Annotated in this window: 17 protein-coding genes; 6 read left to right on the top strand and 11 right to left on the bottom strand. The window is 33.7% G+C overall.

Features of this window, described 5'->3' with window-relative positions; all coding sequences use genetic code 11:
* Positions 1 to 17 precede the first annotated feature (17 nt).
* From tsf to AC6EJB_RS00810, 8 genes are all read right to left on the bottom strand, one after another.
* Positions 18 to 674 (bottom strand): translation elongation factor Ts, encoded by a 657-nt coding sequence (gene tsf / locus AC6EJB_RS00845; protein WP_498491782.1) that lies wholly within the window; start codon positions 672 to 674, stop codon positions 18 to 20.
* A 57-nt stretch (positions 675 to 731) separates the two neighbouring features.
* The gene (gene rpsB, locus AC6EJB_RS00840; protein WP_498491780.1) at positions 732 to 1,424 is read right to left on the bottom strand and encodes a 30S ribosomal protein S2; all 693 of its coding nucleotides are present in this window, start codon (positions 1,422 to 1,424) and stop codon (positions 732 to 734) included.
* A gap of 139 nt (positions 1,425 to 1,563) precedes the next feature.
* Positions 1,564 to 2,496 (bottom strand): glycosyltransferase family 2 protein, encoded by a 933-nt coding sequence (locus AC6EJB_RS00835; protein ID WP_498491778.1) that lies wholly within the window; start codon positions 2,494 to 2,496, stop codon positions 1,564 to 1,566.
* A gap of 87 nt (positions 2,497 to 2,583) precedes the next feature.
* The gene (locus AC6EJB_RS00830) at positions 2,584 to 2,739 is read right to left on the bottom strand and encodes an Asl3888 family RNA-binding protein (RefSeq protein ID WP_011293689.1); all 156 of its coding nucleotides are present in this window, start codon (positions 2,737 to 2,739) and stop codon (positions 2,584 to 2,586) included.
* A gap of 37 nt (positions 2,740 to 2,776) precedes the next feature.
* Positions 2,777 to 3,469, bottom strand: a complete 693-nt coding sequence (locus AC6EJB_RS00825) for a DevA family ABC transporter ATP-binding protein (protein ID WP_498491777.1) — start codon at positions 3,467 to 3,469, stop codon at positions 2,777 to 2,779.
* A gap of 32 nt (positions 3,470 to 3,501) precedes the next feature.
* Positions 3,502 to 4,677, bottom strand: coding sequence for an ABC transporter permease DevC (gene devC, locus AC6EJB_RS00820; RefSeq protein ID WP_498491775.1), 1,176 nt, complete (start codon positions 4,675 to 4,677; stop codon positions 3,502 to 3,504).
* A complete protein-coding gene (locus AC6EJB_RS00815) occupies positions 4,677 to 5,585 on the bottom strand; it encodes a lipid ABC transporter permease (RefSeq protein ID WP_498491773.1) in 909 nt (302 codons plus the stop codon). The genes devC and AC6EJB_RS00815 overlap by 1 nt, the downstream gene beginning before the upstream one ends.
* A 2-nt stretch (positions 5,586 to 5,587) precedes the next feature.
* Positions 5,588 to 6,313, bottom strand: coding sequence for a phycocyanobilin:ferredoxin oxidoreductase (locus AC6EJB_RS00810; RefSeq protein WP_498491772.1), 726 nt, complete (start codon positions 6,311 to 6,313; stop codon positions 5,588 to 5,590).
* A 353-nt stretch (positions 6,314 to 6,666) separates the two neighbouring features.
* On the opposite strand from AC6EJB_RS00810, the gene AC6EJB_RS00805 reads away from it, so the two are divergent.
* Together AC6EJB_RS00805 and AC6EJB_RS00800 are read left to right on the top strand one after the other, a co-directional pair.
* Positions 6,667 to 7,899 (top strand): M16 family metallopeptidase, encoded by a 1,233-nt coding sequence (locus AC6EJB_RS00805; protein ID WP_498491770.1) that lies wholly within the window; start codon positions 6,667 to 6,669, stop codon positions 7,897 to 7,899.
* 2 nt (positions 7,900 to 7,901) lie between these two features.
* Positions 7,902 to 9,146: a M16 family metallopeptidase gene (locus AC6EJB_RS00800; protein WP_498491769.1), complete on the top strand. Its 1,245-nt coding sequence runs from the start codon at positions 7,902 to 7,904 to the stop codon at positions 9,144 to 9,146.
* Between the two features lie 12 nt (positions 9,147 to 9,158).
* On the opposite strand, the gene AC6EJB_RS00795 is transcribed toward AC6EJB_RS00800, so the two are convergent.
* Positions 9,159 to 9,377 carry an NAD(P)H dehydrogenase assembly family protein gene (locus AC6EJB_RS00795; RefSeq protein ID WP_498491768.1) on the bottom strand — a complete coding sequence of 73 codons (219 nt, stop codon included), beginning with the start codon at positions 9,375 to 9,377 and terminating at the stop codon, positions 9,159 to 9,161.
* Between the two features lie 166 nt (positions 9,378 to 9,543).
* Between AC6EJB_RS00795 and AC6EJB_RS00790 the strand changes: the two genes are divergently transcribed.
* Genes AC6EJB_RS00790 through AC6EJB_RS00780 form a run of 3 tightly spaced genes read left to right on the top strand, consistent with a single transcriptional unit; the run spans position 9,544 to position 12,118 of the window.
* The gene (locus tag AC6EJB_RS00790; RefSeq protein WP_498491767.1) at positions 9,544 to 10,053 is read left to right on the top strand and encodes a biotin transporter BioY; all 510 of its coding nucleotides are present in this window, start codon (positions 9,544 to 9,546) and stop codon (positions 10,051 to 10,053) included.
* Positions 10,050 to 10,547: a signal peptidase II gene (gene lspA / locus AC6EJB_RS00785; RefSeq protein WP_498491766.1), complete on the top strand. Its 498-nt coding sequence runs from the start codon at positions 10,050 to 10,052 to the stop codon at positions 10,545 to 10,547. Before AC6EJB_RS00790 ends, lspA begins: the two co-directional genes overlap by 4 nt.
* A gap of 17 nt (positions 10,548 to 10,564) precedes the next feature.
* The gene (locus AC6EJB_RS00780) at positions 10,565 to 12,118 is read left to right on the top strand and encodes a YcjF family protein (RefSeq protein ID WP_498491765.1); all 1,554 of its coding nucleotides are present in this window, start codon (positions 10,565 to 10,567) and stop codon (positions 12,116 to 12,118) included.
* Between the two features lie 113 nt (positions 12,119 to 12,231).
* Here the strand turns inward: AC6EJB_RS00780 and AC6EJB_RS00775 are convergent, their stop codons facing one another.
* On the bottom strand, positions 12,232 to 13,602 hold the full coding sequence (locus AC6EJB_RS00775; RefSeq protein WP_498491763.1) for a pyridoxal phosphate-dependent decarboxylase family protein: 1,371 nt from the start codon (positions 13,600 to 13,602) through the stop codon (positions 12,232 to 12,234).
* A 154-nt stretch (positions 13,603 to 13,756) separates the two neighbouring features.
* On the opposite strand from AC6EJB_RS00775, the gene AC6EJB_RS00770 reads away from it, so the two are divergent.
* Positions 13,757 to 14,215, top strand: a complete 459-nt coding sequence (locus AC6EJB_RS00770) for a nucleoside deaminase (RefSeq protein ID WP_498492939.1) — start codon at positions 13,757 to 13,759, stop codon at positions 14,213 to 14,215.
* Here the strand turns inward: AC6EJB_RS00770 and AC6EJB_RS00765 are convergent.
* Positions 14,208 to 15,368 carry a pyridoxal-phosphate-dependent aminotransferase family protein gene (locus AC6EJB_RS00765; protein WP_498491762.1) on the bottom strand — a complete coding sequence of 387 codons (1,161 nt, stop codon included), beginning with the start codon at positions 15,366 to 15,368 and terminating at the stop codon, positions 14,208 to 14,210. The genes AC6EJB_RS00770 and AC6EJB_RS00765 overlap by 8 nt on opposite strands.
* Positions 15,369 to 15,475 lie beyond the last annotated feature (107 nt).

Here is a 15,475-nt window from a genome sequence, read left to right as displayed (position 1 = left end):
CCTATTATCAGACAAGGTCAACTTGAAGTCATAGATGCAACTTCCTCTGCGAAATCTGGTCCTTCAACCTCAATGCCTTCTCCCAGAGTATATCTAGTAAATCTGCGAACCTTTACATTTTCTCCAATTTTTCCAGCAACTTGCTTTACAAGTTCTTCGACATTTATTGAACTATCTTTGATAAATGGCTGCTCAAGAAGAGCCATTTCTTTTAATCTCTTTCCAATTCTTCCTTCTACAATTTTAGCTTTTATTTGCTCTGGCTTCCCCGAGAGATCATCTCTTCCCATCTCTATTTCTTTTTCCTTGCTTGCAATCCCATCTGGTATTTGATCAACGCTTACATATTCAACATTTGGACAAGCTGCAACTTGCATAGAAAGATCTCTCAAAAGACCTTGGAACAAATCTCCTCTTGCAACAAAGTCAGTCTCACAATTCAGCTCAAGAAGGACTCCCACACGAGAACCAGTATGGATATAGCTACCAACCGCGCCTTCGGCAGCAACTCTTCCCGATTTCTTTTCAGCACTTGCAATACCTTTTTGTCTTAACCACTCTATAGACTTTTCCATGTCACCCTTGTTTTCAACTAGGGCTTTTTTGCAGTCCATCATGCCTGCAGATGTCTTGTCTCGCAATTCTTTAACGAGTTTAGCTGTTATTTCCGACATTTATTTAAGAAGTAGTGAAAGAGAAAGTAAATAAGAATTTTTTAAAAAGTATGTCATTTACTCATTAGAACCATGTCTACCTTCATTTATGGCATCAGCTAACCTGCCTAGAACAAGCTGAACTGATCTGACAGCATCATCATTGCATGGGATAGGAATTTCACAAAGATCTGGATCACAATTGGTATCAAGCATTGACACCAATGGAATATCAAGCTTTCTAGCCTCTAAAACCGCATTAGTCTCTCGTCTTTGATCAACTAAAACGACGACATCAGGTAAACGTCTCATGCCTTTAAGACCACCCAAATATTTTTGCAATCTTTCTAATTCTCTTCTTAAAACTGCCCCCTCCTTTTTTGGACGCATTGCTATGGCACCACTGGATTCCATTCTTTCAAGATCTTTGAGTCGGTCAATTCTTGCTTTCATGGTGGTCCAGTTTGTGAGCATTCCTCCTAACCATCTTTGATTGACATAGGAAGCGCCACATCTAACAGCTTCTTGTGCGACCACTTCAGAAGCTTGTTTTTTAGTGCCGACAAAAAGAAATCTTTTACCGCTTCGTGCTGCTCCTCTAGTCCATTTATAAGCGCTGTTCATGCAAACAGCAGTTTTAACTAGATCAATTATATGAACCCCATTCCGTGCGGAATAGATGTAACGGGACATCTTGGGATTCCATCTTCTTGTCTGATGCCCAAAGTGAGCACCAGCTTCCATCATCTCTGAGAGAGAAACTACAGCCATGTTTTTAGTTTGGTTCCGGGTTCGCCTCCACCCAACAGGGATAACTTAAATATTGATAAAAAAAATCAATATTTATTTATCACCCGAAACAGTTAGGTGTGCGGTTTTGATTTGCATTACCAATCTAACAAATGATGGATCAAGGAGGTCCTATTAATGATGCTTCTCTAAAAATTTGTCTCACTCCAATCAAATTAAGAGGAAGTCTTAATAATTCCATAGCCAAACCATTTTGACCATTTCTCATTAAAAAAGCCAAAAGAGGTCTTAGAGTTTTTGTATTAATTAGGCCACCAAAAGTTAAAAATTCCCAAAGACAACGATGAAAAAAAGTGTATTGGATTATGAATTTGACTCTAATAGTTGGATGTTTACGATAAAAAACCAACCCCATCTTTGCTCTCTCTTTTTCAACTTGAATCAAACGAGGAATTTGATCAAGAGTTAATGCTGGATGCCAATGATATCCAACAGCCTTTGGACATTTAATAAGTTTAACTCCCATGTTTCTTAGCCTTTCGCCTAATTCCAAATCCTCCCAACCATATAATCTAAAAGAGATATCAAAAAGTCCAGATCTTTCTAAAACCTTTTTATCAATAGCGACATTTCCAGTAGCGAAATAAGCCCAAGACAGGTCTTGAAGTTTAAAGGGCTCTGAGCTTGGATTATTAAAATTAGATGTATTAATTACTGAACCATAAGTAAAACATTTTTTATTACCAAGTTTTTTCCATGCTTTCTTTAAAGAAATAACATGGTTGAATAAGAAATACTTTTCAACAACTAGATCACTATCAATAAAAACAATTAGATCACCATTAGACTTCTCAACGCCAAGATTTCTTGCTTGAGCAGGACCACCATGAGATTGTTCAAAAAGTCTGATATGAGGAAAAGTCTTAAAATTATGTTTTAACCAATCAGTGGTTCCATCTGTTGAACCATCATCAACTATTACTACCTCGTAATCATCAATTGAATCTATTAAAATTTGATTTTCTAATGCCTCCAGACACTTTTTAAGTATTGGAAGTCTATTGTAAGTTGGTATAACAACACTAACTAACATCCTAAACTAAAAAATAAACTAAAAGTTTTTGTTCAAACATTAAAATAAAAAGAATTAAAAAAATATTTTTTAATTGAATCAAGATTTTTAATCAGCGGCTCCGCCATTATTTGCGGTGCCAGTAACACCATTACCAGCCCCCTCTCCTCTTCCATCATTACGAAGTTTGCGCTTCTTGAACTTCCTTGCATAAGCACGGTTTCTTTCTTGCTTTTCTTTCTTAAGATTTCGTCTTTTAGACATGCTTAATTAGTACAAATTTTAATATCTATCTAATTTACTAAACAGAGGGCAATAATTGGCCATCTTCCATTCTTAAGAGACGATCTGCTACATCTAATATTCTCGGATCATGAGTAACCATCAAGACTGAACAGGATTGTTCTAAAGCTAGTTTTTTTAATAAATCAACAATTTCTCTACCGGTTGAACTATCTAATGCAGAAGTTGGTTCATCAGCCAATAATAATTTAGGTCTTGCAGCAAGAGCTCTAGCAATTGCTACACGCTGTTTTTGGCCGCCTGATAAATCATGCGGGAGCTTGGATATGTGATCTTCTAATCCAACCGCTCTAAGCCATTCTCTAGACTGAGCCCTCCGAGCCTTATACGAAAATCCTTTTAAAAGATCAGCACCCATTTGTACATTTTGTTCAGCGGTAAGGCATCTCAATAAATTATGACCTTGAAAAATCATGCCAATATTCTTTCTAAGATTCTGCCTAGTTTTTCTGCTAGCACCATAAAGCTGTTTCCCAAGCACCTTAAGATCACCATCTTGAACTTTACGAAGTGCTCCAATCAAAGTAAGAAGCGTAGTCTTGCCACAACCAGATGGCCCTGTGAGTAAAACGACTTCACCAGGAGAAATTTCCATCGATATAGATTGAAGAACATGCCTTCTCATTTTTCCTTGACCATACCAATGATTCAAAGAAATAATTTTCAAAGCATTTGTATTAGAGTTATTCATAAATTACTTAATTTAAATATTAAATTTATTCATCAAAATATTTCAGCAGGATCAGCATCTGCCAGTTTTTTCATAGCCGCCAATGCAGACCCCATACACATAAATAATATTAAGAAAAAAATAATAGACGCTCTACTAAAGCTCATTTCAACAGGCAATTTAGTTGATGATCTAACCAACGCATACAAAGCTTGTCCTGAAATATAAGCAGGAATATATCCCATAATTGATAGAATAAAACCTTCTCTTGCTACAACCCCTACAAGACTCCTTAAGTTATATCCCATTGCCATTAAGGTTGCGTATTCTGGCAAATGGTCACTGACGTCGCTATAAAGTATCTGATAAACAATTACACACCCGACAATAAATCCCATTGCTGCTCCCAATGTAAAAATGAAGCCAATAGATGTACTACTTTTCCAATAATTCTTCTCAAAATCTATGAAAGATTTTAAGGACATAACCTTAACATCACTGGGCAAACTTAAATTCAAAGATCTAACTACTTTGTCAACATTAGTGCCTTTCTTTAACCTTACTAAGCCGATTTCAATACTTCCTTGAGGATTTCCTGGCGATAATCCTAAGTATGTTTCATTGCTAGTTATTAAATTACCATCTGCTCCAAAAGAGGGTCCTAAGCTAACTATGCCTGAGACTCTTACCCTCTTACCAGCAACCTCAGTCTCTACCAAACGCCCAGCATTAAACCATTCTGAAATAGGGCCAAATTCATCTCTGGAAAGATTATCAAACAAAACTCTACCCTTATTTTTAAGGGTTTCGGCTTTTCTTCCAAAATCACCATCAACTAAAAGCGGTTTACTTGGCTCAAAGCCCAAAGCAAGAATAGATCTTGTCGATAAGTTTTCAGGGTTTCGCCAAAGAAGAAAATTCCAATTAACTGCAGTTGTCCCGATAACAGCCTCATGTGCCATTGCTTGAACTAATCTTCTGCGAGGGAACCCACTCATACTTATGGAGCTTTTTGAGCGAGGGCTAATTAGAACAAGATCTGCGTCAAACAACTTATGAACAGTAACACTTGCATCAAACAAACCATCTCTAAAACCCAATTGCATAAACATCAATATTCCAGCAAAAGATATTCCTGCAATAGCAACCAATATTCTTAAAGGTTGTCTTGTAAGCAAAAGCCAAGCAAGAGGTATTTTTCTTTTTTCAAAAAAATCTTTTACTCTCACTATGGCTGAAAACGAGCAATTACTTTCATTCCAGTCAAATGAGAAACTTTTTTAGCAGATGAGTTATTAAGTTTGACTCTAACTTCAACAACTCTTGAATCAGCATCTCCAGTAGGGTCAGTTGAAAGAACTCTTCTTTGTCTGACTTGTGGGCTAATCAAAATTACTTGACCTCTTAAGGAACCATTAAATCCCCCATTCTCACTAATCAAATCAACAACTTGGCCAATTTCAACTCTATTAATATCAGATTCATACACTTCAATAAGTGCTTCCATTAATTGATTAGCGCCAACATTGAGAACGCCAGATGAATTGGGTCTCTCTCCCTCTCGAGCTAAAATTTGCAGAACAATTCCATCAATCGGACTTTTTAATTGAGTTTGTTCTAAGTCAAAGTTAATTGAATTAATTGCAGATTTAATCTTTAGCTTTTGCGCTTCTAAAATAAGTAGATCATCCTTCATCTTATCTAAAACAATAAATGCGACTACACCTTTATCGACAAGGTTTTGATATCTGTTGATTTCTCTTTTTTGTATTCTAATTTCATTCATCAATATATTTAAATTAGCTTTCTCGATTGCCAAATCGGCCTTAAGTTTAGGTCGATTATCAAAAATAGCTAAAATTTGATTTTTAACAATCGAATCACCTTCCTGAATAAATAATTTAGATAATCTTGGTGTTCCACCCTTGCCACTAGTGGGCGCTGCTAATTTCCTTACCTCACCAAAAGGATTTAATTGACCTAAAGCTGCTACACCCTCAATCTTTTCTGCAATTACTTTATTATCTGAAAGTTTATCATTTTTATAAACTTTATTACTACATCCATTAATACAACACAAACACAAAGGTGTTATGCAGGTAAGAAGAAAAGATTTAAAAGAGAACTTTCCTAACATATTCAACACTCAAAAAGAATTTTATCTATATATTCAACTGCCCAAGATGAGCCAAAAAATCTAGATAAAATAACTTTTGTTTTTGTATTAAGTTTTTGATTTGAACAATATCGCTTTTGATATTCAAATCTATCAATAGTATCTGATGAATTGATTTCATCCTTTCTTACAATTTCAATTAAAGATGATAAAATTGATAAATAATGATCAATAAGTTGTAAAAATAACTTTTCTTCTAAGAAGTCAACTGGGCGAACAAAACATACATATGGTGAAAAAATACATCCCCAATCTGGAAGAATCCTAGGTTCTTTAAAATGGGGTATGTGTAATGCTTCCAATTGAGAAATCAAAAAAGCTGGCAATTGTTTTCCCACAGGCGACAAATCAACAATAGCGGCTGAAATATTATTAGAACTCATTACCAAATCGACCCCAAATATTGGAAGTTCATAACATGGATCAGGGAAAAACACACAATGAAGGATCTGCAATGACTTTCCAAGCTTTGCAACTTCCAAATGAATTTTCCTAAACCCCTTTGCCTGATAAAACTCGTTTTTGATGAATAACTCCTCCTTATTTAGATTTCTGCAAATCTCATTAAATTTTGGATCAAAGCTTAGAGATTTAACATCAGTTAAGGAATTAATTCTATTTTTGATAAGTTCGATAGACTCAAGCAAAAGAGGGTTCAATTTAGTTTGAGTGCTAAAAACTGACTTCAAAACAAGGAACTCAAGATAAAATGGTTAGACTAAGAATCATAAAACTGTTTATTTTATAGATATAACTATGAAATATTATATGATTAAATAGGCTGAAAAGAAATTTTCATGCAAAGGAAACGAACTTGGTACTAAGTTTAGGATACAACTAAGATGAAAAATTATATATAATCATTCAAATTACTAATGAATTGGTTTGTATATAATATAGACTACATATATAAATTCTCCTAAATCTTGAATTGATCAATTTAAGATTTAGGAAATTGAAAATAATCGCTTTTTTTGGAGATTACAAATCTAATTAGTTTATATTCATATAACATAAAATTATCCTTCCTAAAACGCTTGGAATGAAAGTCACTCACTGGACATTAGCTAATGGGGCAACATGTGTTGTGGCCAAGATGGAAGACTCAACATTGACATGTATTGACTTTTGGTGCAAAGCAGGAAGCAATTATGAAATAAAAGGGGAGGAAGGAATGGCTCATTTTTTAGAGCATATGATATTTAAAGGTAGCAAAAATCTTAAAGAAGGTGAGTTCGACTTAAAGATTGAATCACTTGGCGGAAGTAGTAATGCTGCAACTGGTCTTGATGATGTTCATTATCACATTCTAGTCCCACCAGAAAATATAGAAGAAGCATTAAAACTCCTATTAGAATTAGTATTATTCCCTGAAATTAAAACAAAAGCATTTGAAATAGAAAAAGAAGTAGTTCTAGAGGAAATTGCACAAAATTCAGACCAACCAGATGAAATTATTTATACTAAATTATTAAAAGAATGCTTCTCACCTCATAGATATTCAAGATCTATTTTAGGTAATAAGAAGACGGTTAAAAATATAATGCCTAAAGAAATGAAGCTTTTTCACAAGAATTATTATATAGGCAAAAACTGCACTCTCTGTATAGCTGGAGAGGTACCAAGCGAGATTAATTCGATTATTAACAATAGTAAACTTAAAGATTTAAAAGAAACTCCTAAAGAAAAGAAACAAAATAAGGAAATTACTTTTAACAAAGGTTATAAAAAAGAATTTATCCCGAGACTTGAGGGAGGAAGAATATTGAAAGCATGGAAACTTCCTCCAGCTAGAGAACAGCTATTAATATTAGGAGCTGAAATTGCTACAACTATGTTATGCGAAGGCAAAAGTAGCCTTGTTGTTAAAAAATTAAGAGAAGAAAAAAGAATTATCGAATCAATAGAAATGGATTTACAAATTCTTGAAGAAGGAGGATTGATTCTTTTAGATATATGTTGTCCATTAGAAAATCTTAAAATGGCTGAAAGTGAACTCAACGTAATTCTTAAAGAATTAACAAATAATATATTAACTAACAAAGATCTAGATCGTGCAAAAAAGTTAGTCAGAAACAATATTCACTTTGGCCTAGAGTTAAGTAATCAAATAGCATCAAATTCAGGAAATCATGCTCTATGGGGACGTCATCAATCTATATCAAAATCAATAAAAGATATATCTTATTGGACCTATAATCGCATAAATGAGTTAATTCTTCCTTTATTTAATCCAGGCAATTCATTTACATTAATAGCTGAACCAGAAAAATAAATATGAATCTAATCCTAGACAAGAGTAATAGCAGAAATATAATGGTTGCAAAGCTATGGATAGAAGACGGTAGTCGAGCTGATCCGCCAGAAAAAAAAGGAATTCATCAAATTTTAAGCTCTACAATAATCAGAGGGTGTGGGCCATACAATAATAATCAATTAGCTGAAATAGTAGAAAGTGCTGGAGCAAATTTAAATTGTGATACATATCAAGATGGTCTTCTAATAAGTCTTAAATGTATTAAATCTGATGCACATAAACTTATTCCACTAATTGGTTGGATGATCACAAAACCTTTACTTGAATTAAACCAAATAGAATTAGAAAAAAATCTCACTATAAATGCAATCAAAAGACAACAGGAGAGTTCCTACCAATTAGCATTTGATGGATGGAGGGAAATGGTATACGCTGATGGGCCATATGGTCATGATCCACTTGGATTAATCGATCATATAAATCAAATAAAGAGAGAGGATATAGTTAACATAGCTAATTCATTAGTTCATAGAAATAAAAATCTAGTCATTAGTGGAAATTTCCCTAATCATATTGATAGTCATATCGAAGGATTAATCGAATTTAAGAAAAATAGTAAAAGTATTACAGATCAAAGAGTTAGATTTAATAATAATGAATTAGAAAATATAGCTAAACAAAAAAGCAAAATTTGCACACGATCAATAAATACACAGCAAGTCATTCTTCTTTTAGGGAAAGCAACGATTAAATATGATAATGAGGCTGACATTTTTCTTAGATTATTGTCATGTTACTTTGGTTATGGTATGTCAAGTTTGTTATTTAAGGTCCTAAGAGAACAATATGGCGTAGTTTATGAGGCAGGTGTATATCATCCTATTCGTGAAAAGCAGGCACCATTTATTATGCATGCCTCTACTACAGAAGAGAAAGCAATACTTACCCTTAAACTACTAAAAGAGTGTTGGGGGAAAGTTATTGATAAAGAAATATCAGAGGAGGAGTTGGTCCTTTTAAAAATAAAATATAAAAGTCAAATCGCTCACTCTTTGCAAAGTATTAATCAAAGAGCAGAGCATAAGGCTCATCTTTTAGGATTAGGACTTAGTAAAGATTACGATAAAGAAGTGTTGTTAAGACTAGAAAATGTAAGTAGTAAACAGATAAATGATGCTGCAAAAACATATTTGAGGAACCCTTCATTAAGTGTTTGCAGCAATAAAGAAGTGATTCAGAAAATCAGGAAAGATTGGAATAAATAATTTAAATATCAGTTATCCTTTTTCAATTAGTTTAAGTCTTTCAGAAGGAATTAAGAAATTTCCCCTTCTAAACTTAACTTCTAAAAAATCATTTGGTCTTATTCCTATTATCATTCCAACCTCATCCAGTGACACAAGATCAGGTGGCCTTAACGTAGATATGGTATCTACGGTTTTCAAATATGGCATAGGAACTTGCAAGGAGACCTTATTCCCGATTGAAAATTTCATTATGCTCAAAGAATTTCAAGAACAATTAATAGGTTTTTAATGATTTTATTGACATCTCAACCAATTTGTAAATAATACTATATAAGATATACAATTAAATTCTTTGCAAATATTTAGTAGTTCAATAAAAGTAATAACAGGCGTAATGTTAATCATAGTATGCGCAATGATACCAGCATCTATAATTTTACCTCAACAAGACCTATCACTCTCAATTATCCCTCTAAATAGCAATTGGCAAATACAAGGTATTCTTTTAACTTCGCTTCTCTGTGGGCCACAAATAGGAACAATATGTGGAGTTTGCTATCTTATTATAGGTCTATTCTATTTACCCGTTTTTCATGGAGGAGGAAGTATAGGATATATTTTAACTCATGAATTTGGATACTTATTAGGATTTATTCCTGCGGCTTGGACTTGTGGCTTTTTATCTAAACAAGGTGCAAAAGTTAATTTAATAAGTTATTCTCTTTATACCAGCTTTTCATTATGCATTTTACATGTAATAGGTATTATTTATTTGATTTTTGGTAAAATATTCGCTAACTGGACAGAAAATTTACTAGATCTGATTTTAATAAATACTTTTTTACCTTTTCCTCTTCAATTATTGCTATGCTTTGCAATAAGTCTACTCTCAATATTACTAAAACGAGTACTAATACTGAAATGAACTTCTCAAAGAATAAAAGAAGAAAAACAATAATTTATTCTTTTTATATTGTTTTAATAGATCAAATTACCAAATTTTTAGTATTTACTGCATTAGGTTTTGAAAAATCTTACAATATAATTCCTAATTTATTAAATTTAACTCTTGTAAAAAACAAAGGTGCTGCGTTTAGTCTATTTAGTAATTCAACAACACTTCTTACTATTATAAGTGCTTTAGCTTCATTATTAATAATCAGTATCATGACAAATTATCCGCCTAAATCATATTGGAATTCAATTGGACTTGCATACCTCCTTGGTGGAACAGTGGGCAATGGAATAGATAGACTATTCAGAGGATATGTACTAGATTTCATAGAAATAGTACCCATTAATTTCCCTATTTTTAATGTAGCAGATATATCAATAAATATAGCTGTAATATGTTTTTTAATTGATATAATCAAGACTGAAGATAATTCTACAAAAATCAATAAAAAAATAAATACCTAGATCATACTAATTATCGCATGAAAATTAATACTTCAAAAACAATAATATTTTATATATTAATAATATTAATTAGCTTAATAATTATAGGATTAGTTGGAGCCATAATTAGATTAATAAATATACCATCAATAATAATTACGTTGCTAATAATAGGAGGCTTGAGTTATTACAAAAAAATAGGATGGTTTAAAAACACACTCAAACCATTGATCAAATATAGTAATAAAAATAAATTACCAGATTTTTCATTAATAAGTAAGAAGCAAGCTGCAGGAAAATCATTAAAAAGTATTGATAATTTAATAAACTTAATTAATAACAAAGTTCAAGCTAAAGCATTAGAGGATGAAAGGAATAGAGTTTCATTAGAGTTAGAAAGAGGAGATATTATTTTAGTAGTTTTTGGAATCGGCTCAAGTGGCAAAACGTCGCTAATCAGAGCTTTACTACAAAAAATTGTTGGTGAAGTTAGTCCCGAAATGGGCTCAACCAAAAAGAAAGAATCATTTAGACTTAAACTTAGGGGACTTAATAGAGGGATAAGAATTATTGACACTCCAGGAATATTAGAAGCCGGCCAAGATGGTAGGGAGAGAGAAAAGAGTGCCTTAATCCAAGCTCAAAAAGCTGATTTAATGTTAGTTGTTATCGAAGGGGATTTACGTTCTGCGGAGACTAAAACAATTAAGAATTTATCCAGGCTTGGGAAAAGACTTTTGCTTGTACTTAATAAAATAGATTTAAGAGGAGAAAATGAAGAAAGAAGATTAATTGAAATTCTTAATTCTAGATGTAACGGTTTTATTGAATCAAAAGATATTATTTGTACATCCGCTTCGCCTCAGACAATTGCGATACCGGGAGGGAAGCCATATAAACCAGATCCAGAAATTAATAATCTTATTAGAAGATTAGCAAATATATTGCACGAAGAAGGTGAAGAATTAATTGCAGATAATATTTTACTTCAATGCAGTAATCTTGGAAAGGAAGGAAAAAAACTATTAATTAAGCAAAGAAGTCAATCAGCTAAAAAATGTGTTGATAAGTATGGATGGATTAGTAGCGGAATATTACTACTAACGCCATTACCGATTATCGATATGATCGCCGCTGCAGCTGTAAATGCACAAATGGTAATAGAAATAGCCAAAATCCATGGGGTTGAAATCACAAAGGAAAGAGCAAAGAATTTGGCATTATCTGTCGGGAAAATACTTGTCACTATGGGGTTAGTAAAAAGTGGAGTATCTCTAATAAGTTCAACATTAAGTTTATCACTACCAACAGTAGTTGTTAGCAAAGTAATTCAGGGTATAAGTGTATCTTGGCTTACTAGAATTGCAGGAGCAAGTTTTATAACTTATTTTCAACAAGATCAAAATTGGGGAGATGGAGGTATTCAAGAAGTTGTTGAATATCATTACAAATTAAACAAAAGAGATGAGTATTTCAAAAGTTTTATTAAAAGAGCTTATGAAAGGGTAATCGATCCCGTAGTAGTTAAAAACTTTAAAAAGTTACCGCCGAAATCAAGGCCTCCGAGGGGGGAGGATTCATCGGTCCTCTAAAATCCAAAGCGAAAACTAAACCCAAATAAACTAGTCCGATTAGAATTGAAATGATTGCTGTTATTGAAGCTATCATGTTTTTATTATTAGAAAATGGATTCTTCATTTTTAAATCAACTAATTGAATTATTAACAATGTTAGCCAGTAGATTTAAATCTTCAAATTGAGTATTTGGATTACCCAAAACAGCTTTTAAATAATACTTTTCACCATACATTGGTCTTGAAAGCATAAACTTACTTGCTAACAAATAGTTTCTTGTTTTAATAGACCAATCGCAAGCTTGAGAAGAGTTATAATTGTTTGGGGTAAAAGCCATCAGATGAAGTGGACCTGAAATTATTTTAAATTTTGAAGAATCAATAATTGATTCTAAATAACTTCTTCTTTTGATTGCATCCAACAATATTTTTTGAATACCCTCCTCACCTAATTGTCTTAACCCAATCCACAATTTTAATGCCTCAGCGGATCGTGTGCCTTGAATTCCAAGTTCTCCTCCATGTGAGTCATTCCCAGTTAGAGGTTCAGCATAAGGTAATCCAGTAGAGAAAGCCGAAGAAAGATGATTTTTATTAGCTACTAAAAGCAAAGAAGAGGTCTTTACTATACCTAATAATTTTTGAGGATTAACAGTTACGGAGTCAGCAGAACCTATACCTTTAGTAAGCTCTGAGGTGATTGTTGAGATTCCATAAATTCCACCAATTGCACCATCAACATGAAGCCAAATATTTTCCTTTTGGCAAAATTGTGCAATTTCAGCAAGTGGGTCAATAGCTCCTCTTACAGTAGTTCCTGCAGTTGCAACGACAGCAAAACATTTTTTGCCTTGAGATTTTATTTTTTTTAAAATAGAAGCCAAAGACGAAATATTTAATTTACCTTTTTCATCAATAGGCACTTTTTGTAAAGAGTCCTGCTTTAAGCCCATGATCCGAACAGCTTTTGATAGCGACACATGACAATCATCACTTGCAAAAAAAACGGCATTTGGATCACTTTCGAGACCAGCAATATTTCTAGCAATCACTAATGCCATTAAATTGCTTAAACTTCCCCCGCTGGCCGCTACACCTCCAGACAAATTACCAAAACCTAATTTCTCACAAAACCACTTACAAAGTTTTCTTTCTAGTGATGACAAGCTGGGAGATAATTCTTCTGCTAAAAGATTATTATTCAAACCTGCGCAGATCAGCTCTCCGACAATTGATGCCGAGAGCGGTGGAGGATCTAAATGAGCAAGAGCTCTAGGATGAGCTGGCCTGTAGGCTCCTTTCATCAATATTTGAAGCTCACTTAACAAAGCCTCATTAGTGACTCCTTTTTTAGAAGGAGCCACTTCAGGTAACTCAAACGAACCAGGGATTGGTCTTTGATTGCTTGAATCAGCTAACCAATCACAGAGATTACTAGAAGCTTCTCCAAGAAAAGAATGCAATTGTGAATCTAAGTTGTGAGGAGAGGCAAAAGGTTCCAAAGAAGATAAGTCTCTATGTGTGGTATTGGATGATCCAGTTCAAACCAAAAAAAAATGATTAATCTCTAAGTAACCATTTTATTTGATAATTCTCCAAAGATCTAAAAAATTGTCAAAGCCTATCTCACTAAGCCAGAAAGAAAAAATCATTTGGATGACAAGATTGCTATCTAAAGCAAAACTTGTAGGTGAAAAAGGTGAGGTACCAATTGCTGCAGTCATTCTCGACACTAAAGGCAGATGTATTGGATATGGGGGCAATAGAAGGGAGTCAATGAAGGATCCGTTAGGTCATGCTGAGTTAGTAGCGCTCCGGCAAGCTTCTTGGATAAATGATGATTGGAGATTTAACGATTGCACACTGATAGTAAATTTAGAGCCCTGTCCAATGTGCGCAGGCGCATTAATACAGGCAAGAATGGGGAGCATTATCTATGGATCAGAAGATCCGAAAAGAGGAGCACTTGGTGGAACTATAAATCTAGCCGAACATAAAAGTGCTCATCACAATATGTTAATTGAAAGAGGCGTAATGGAAGAAGAATCAAGAAAATTAATCGTGAATTGGTTTAAAGATAAAAGAGTTTTATCTAAGAAAAATTCTATTATCTAAACTTAGGTAATTCCGTTTCAAAGATATTTATTATCTTATCTACATTAGATGAAGTTGAATTATATCCCATTAAACCGATTCTCCAAACTTTTCCAGCCAAATCACCAAGTCCTCCACCTATCTCAATACCAAAATTATTTAATAAATGTTTAGTGAAAGCTTTGCCGTCAACTCCTTCAGGTATTTTTACGGTTGTTAGAGTAGGCAAACGCAATTCTTCTTTAACATGTAATTCCAAACCTATATCTTCTAATGAATTCCAAAGTGATTTAGAATTATTTCGATGCCTATCCCATGAAACTTCCAGACCTTCTTCTGCTAACAATCTAAGAGCTTCTCGAATACCAAAATTCATATTTACCGGTGCCGTATGATGATAAACACGGTCACTTCCCCAATATTTATTTAATAAAGAAACATCTAAATACCAATTAGGTACTTTATCTTTTCTATTGCTCATTTTATCCTCAGCTCTCTTATTCATAGAGAAAGGACCTAGTCCAGGAGGACAACTTAATCCTTTTTGACTACAACTATAAGCTAGATCAATTTTCCACTCGTCCAAATAAAGTGGAACACCTCCCAAAGAAGTTACTGTGTCGACCAGAAGTAAACAATTATATTTTCGGCATAAATCACCAATACCATCCATGGGTTGGCAAACACCTGTTGAAGTCTCGGCATGAACGATTGCAAAAACTACTGGGTTATGTTTTTTAAGAGCTTCTTCAATTTCTTCAAGAGAAAATGCATTACCCCAATTTTTTTCAATAGTTGCAACATTAGCCTTATACCTACCTGCCATGTCTGCTAGTCGATGTCCAAAATATCCTTTTATGGCAACAAGAACCTTATCTCCAGGCTCAACAACATTTGCTAATGTTGCCTCCATTGCTGCACTACCAGTACCACTCATGGGAAGTGTTAATCGATTGCTTGTTTGCCATGCATATCTAAGCAACTCTTGAACTTCACTCATCAACTCCACATAAAAAGGATCCAAATGGCCAATGGGAGTTTGAGAAAGAGCTTTTAACACTGCAGGATCTGCATTTGATGGACCTGGCCCAAGCAATAACCTTTCAGGTGAAACCGTTGGACCAAAATCTTTGCGATGTTGATTATCAACAGAAGGAAGAATTTGTGTGGCCAAGAAAACAGATCAGCTCATATAGTTCTGAGCCTAAACAGCTATGGGCAAAGTCTGGGTGTTTTTTTTAGGGATTGCAATAGGAATTAGCTAGATTCAGTCTAAACATG

Source organism: Prochlorococcus sp. G4PB17, assembly GCF_059772445.1.
The sequence above is the reverse complement of the archived record's forward strand: the minus strand, read 5'-3'. Positions and strand labels throughout refer to the sequence as shown.

Bases quoted from the DNA above. Each gene is read 5' to 3' on its own strand.
- tsf (WP_498491782.1), bottom strand. From the start codon at position 674: ATGTCGGAAATAACAGCTAAACTCGTTAAAGAATTGCGAGACAAGACA.
- rpsB (WP_498491780.1), bottom strand. From the start codon at position 1,424: ATGGCTGTAGTTTCTCTCTCAGAGATGATGGAAGCTGGTGCTCACTTT.
- AC6EJB_RS00835 (WP_498491778.1), bottom strand. From the start codon at position 2,496: ATGTTAGTTAGTGTTGTTATACCAACTTACAATAGACTTCCAATACTT.
- AC6EJB_RS00830 (WP_011293689.1), bottom strand. From the start codon at position 2,739: ATGTCTAAAAGACGAAATCTTAAGAAAGAAAAGCAAGAAAGAAACCGT.
- AC6EJB_RS00825 (WP_498491777.1), bottom strand. From the start codon at position 3,469: ATGAATAACTCTAATACAAATGCTTTGAAAATTATTTCTTTGAATCAT.
- AC6EJB_RS00815 (WP_498491773.1), bottom strand. From the start codon at position 5,585: ATGTTAGGAAAGTTCTCTTTTAAATCTTTTCTTCTTACCTGCATAACA.
- AC6EJB_RS00805 (WP_498491770.1), top strand. From the start codon at position 6,667: ATGAAAGTCACTCACTGGACATTAGCTAATGGGGCAACATGTGTTGTG.
- AC6EJB_RS00800 (WP_498491769.1), top strand. From the start codon at position 7,902: ATGAATCTAATCCTAGACAAGAGTAATAGCAGAAATATAATGGTTGCA.
- AC6EJB_RS00795 (WP_498491768.1), bottom strand. From the start codon at position 9,377: ATGAAATTTTCAATCGGGAATAAGGTCTCCTTGCAAGTTCCTATGCCA.
- AC6EJB_RS00790 (WP_498491767.1), top strand. From the start codon at position 9,544: ATGATACCAGCATCTATAATTTTACCTCAACAAGACCTATCACTCTCA.
- lspA (WP_498491766.1), top strand. From the start codon at position 10,050: ATGAACTTCTCAAAGAATAAAAGAAGAAAAACAATAATTTATTCTTTT.
- AC6EJB_RS00780 (WP_498491765.1), top strand. From the start codon at position 10,565: ATGAAAATTAATACTTCAAAAACAATAATATTTTATATATTAATAATA.
- AC6EJB_RS00770 (WP_498492939.1), top strand. From the start codon at position 13,757: ATGACAAGATTGCTATCTAAAGCAAAACTTGTAGGTGAAAAAGGTGAG.